The organism is Methanomethylovorans sp. (assembly GCF_041305605.1).
GTDB lineage: Archaea > Halobacteriota > Methanosarcinia > Methanosarcinales > Methanosarcinaceae > Methanomethylovorans.
Genome location: NZ_JBFYLB010000150.1, coordinates 1 through 3207, shown reverse-complemented (window position 1 = coordinate 3207; position 3207 = coordinate 1). Strand labels below are relative to the sequence as shown.

The 3207-nt window shown below is 43.7% G+C and carries 3 protein-coding genes and 1 tRNA gene; 1 reads left to right on the top strand and 3 read right to left on the bottom strand.

The genetic code is table 11. The features are described from left to right. Positions 1–6 precede the first annotated feature (6 nt). A tRNA-Leu gene (locus ACCM36_RS09460) sits at positions 7–91 on the bottom strand. A gap of 120 nt (positions 92–211) precedes the next feature. Between ACCM36_RS09460 and ACCM36_RS09455 the strand changes: the two genes are divergently transcribed. After that, positions 212–526: a nucleotidyltransferase family protein gene (locus ACCM36_RS09455; RefSeq protein WP_370573510.1), complete on the top strand. Its 315-nt coding sequence runs from the start codon at positions 212–214 to the stop codon at positions 524–526. A gap of 23 nt (positions 527–549) precedes the next feature. On the opposite strand, the gene ACCM36_RS09450 is transcribed toward ACCM36_RS09455, so the two are convergent. Continuing rightward, on the bottom strand, positions 550–1905 hold the full coding sequence (locus ACCM36_RS09450; protein WP_370573509.1) for an MATE family efflux transporter: 1356 nt from the start codon (positions 1903–1905) through the stop codon (positions 550–552). Between the two features lie 247 nt (positions 1906–2152). Next, on the bottom strand, positions 2153–3207 hold a 1055-nt coding region (locus ACCM36_RS09445; RefSeq protein WP_370573508.1), incomplete at its 5' end, for an MATE family efflux transporter.

The following is a 3207-nucleotide window of genomic DNA, read 5'->3' as shown; positions in this document are numbered from 1 at the left end:
TTCGCATGCGGGGGGTGGGATTCGAACCCACGAATTCCTACGAAACAGGGTCCTAAGCCCTGCGCCTTTGACCTGGCTGGGCAACCCCCGCACAAAAAGAATATGTTGTAAATAGAGACTTCACATATTAATATTGCGGAGTTGAGTAAAATGGTTTATATGGAAAGTACTCTACAAGAAGTGTTTAAATAGAACAAAACAAAACTAATAGATGATGTTGCAGAAATCCCATATTGAAGTGCCCGAAAACAGGATCATTGAATTCTGTATAGCACATCACATCAAATCACTGTCTTTTTTTGGTTCCGTGCTTCGGGATGATTTCAGGAAGAACAGCGACATAGACGTGCTGGTAGAATTTGAGACGGGATACACACCAGGATTTTTTAAGCTGTTGGAGATGGAAGAGGAATTATCATCAATTTTGGGGAACAGAAAAATAGACCTGCGTACACCTGAAGATTTGAGCAGACACTTCAGAGACAATGTCCTACGGGAAAAAGAAGTGTGCTATGAAAAAGTGTAAAAGAAGTATTCATATTCCATGAATTATGGATTCAGACACTTTTCCCCTCGTAACTCCTTCAGTTCTTCCGCAAGCATTACCATCACTATGAAGAACATCAGGTAATCGGCTACCGGGGTTGCGAACCACACGCCTTTAAGCCCGAAGACCAGGGGCAAGGTGAACAAAAGCGGCAGCAGGAACACAAAGATCTTGCCCAGGTGAATGAACAGGGCAGACCTGACCCGGTTTATGGACTGGTAGTATGTGGCATTCACGACCACTACACCCTGCACCAGCAATGACAGCACAAATATCCTCATACCTCCCACAGTGACCTCAAGGAGGACCGGATCGCCGGGAGTGAAGAACTGCACCACTTTTTCAGGGAACAGGAAGAATATCAGAAATCCCAATGCACCTACTGCTACACACGCAGTCATGGCAAGCTTCAGAGTCCTGCACACCCGGTCATACAGACCCGCACCGTAATTGAATCCTATGATCGGCTGTACTCCCACAGCTATACCCTCGAACAGCATGTAGAATATGGAGAACGAATAACCCATTATCCCGTAGGCCGATACCTCTGCATCAGAACCATATCGCAGCAGCACGAAATTGTGCGCAAAGAACAGTATAGACACCGACAACTGCATGGCAAAGGAAGGCAGCCCGCTTTCCATGATCCTGTGCACGGTCCGCAGTTCAAACTTCATATTTCCGAGGTTTACCCTCAGACCCGCTTTGCTGCTGAAGAAATGCAGCGTCAAACGAACCGCACTCAACGCAAAAGCTATTACCGTTGCAATGGCTGCCCCGGTAACTCCCATGCCCATCCTCATGACAAAGACATAGTCAAGAACAAGGTTAACCAATACGGAAATTACCATTATGTTCATGGCGATCATCGGATAACCATCGTTCCTGACAAGCGGATCCAGAGTGATGGTAAGCAGGAAGAACACAGAGCCTATGAATATCACACGCAGGTAATCGTTTGCCATATCCTGTACAACTGCAGGTGCATCGAACAAACTTAAAAGCGAGTTACCGAATACAACGCCCAATATTGTCATGACAGCGGCCACGACAAACACAAGAGGAAAAACATTGGCTACTATCTTCCCTGCCTTATCCCTGTTAGACCTGCCAAGCTCAAGAGCCACAAGACTGGAAGAACCCATACCAATCATCACGGCTACAGCAACAATGAACATCACGGCAGGAAAAGCCAGAGTGACACCGGCAAGTCCCTGACTGCCCACTCCGTTACCTATAAAATATCCATCGATTATGGTCTGTACACCAGCTACCACAATACCCATGATGGCCGGAAATACAAACCTTCTGAAGAGCTTACCGATGCTTTCAGAACGCAGTTGATCTTCGGTTACCATTTCCATCCACATCGAAATACAAGGTTATCTGCTGCCACAATGCCGTGAAAAACTTTAATTTATGAAAATTGATTATTCCAATGGATGTCATACAAGCTCTTCATTAAGTAGTCATTTGAAATTTAGAAAGCGTGAAAACGCGCTACTCATATTAATATTTTCCCATTGAATGTAGTCTGAATGGTCTTGAATTGAAGCAAGGGATAAAAAAGGAGGATATATAGTAGGGAATTCTGGATCCCGTATTTCACCCTAGGGACTTTTTACTTTTCTCGAATACCCTATATGCCCTGAAAAGCATAAACCCAGAGAGCATAAATGCCAGTAAGTCCGACACAGGAAAAGCTACCCAAGCTCCATTCAGGCCATAAAAACGGGGAAGCAGCACAACTGCGGGAATAAGGAACAGTAGCTGCCTGCTAATGGAAAGAATAAAAGCGGGTTTGGCTCTCCCTAATGCCTGGAAGAAGATTGATGCAACTACGTTCAGACCTATCAAAGGCGTACCCAGAACCATGATTATTAAAGCATTTTTCCCCATTTCCAGATATGCTGGATCTGCACTGAAAATAATAAGAAGTTTTTCTGCGAAGATATAAATTATTAACAAGCCAACCAGCCCAAAGATTGTTACCATCACTAGGGACATTTTCACAGCTTCTACTATTCTATCATATTTCTGTGCTCCGTAGTTAAATCCGACAATCGGTTGTAAACCAAAGCCCATACCCAGAAGAGGCAGGAAGATAAAAGAATTGATCTTCATTACTACACCAATAACGGCAATTGCGACATCTCCTCCATAAATTGCAAGCACATTATACACGAAAATCATCATGACACTGTTTGAGCATTCCATTATAAAGGACCCAGTACCAATAGCCCCGATTTCCCTAATGATTTTAGGATCTGGTTTCAAAGTTTGTGGCCTGAAATGAATAGCTCCTTTTCCTTTTAGATAATATAGCAGGAGCCAGATCGAAACTACGGCTTGTGACAGTACGGTTGCAATTGCAGCTCCTTCGACGCCCATCCCATAACCAAACATGAAAATTGGATCAATGAATATATTGAGGCCTCCTCCTACAAGCATAGAATTCATTGCAAGACGGGAGTTTCCTTCAGATCTGATAATATTCTGAACAGCCACTCCAAAAACAAAGAAAATACCGCCTAAAATGATATACTTAAGGTAATCTCTGGCATAAGGCAGAACTCCAGCAGTTGCTCCGAATACCTTTAAAATGGGTTCAAGATAAAGAAGGCAAGGAACAGCTATAATCACACTTAAAACCAAACTCA

Coding starts and splice junctions, on each gene's coding strand:
- ACCM36_RS09455 (WP_370573510.1), top strand. CDS start 212: ATGATGTTGCAGAAATCCCATATTGAAGTGCCCGAAAACAGGATCATT.
- ACCM36_RS09450 (WP_370573509.1), bottom strand. CDS start 1,905: ATGGTAACCGAAGATCAACTGCGTTCTGAAAGCATCGGTAAGCTCTTC.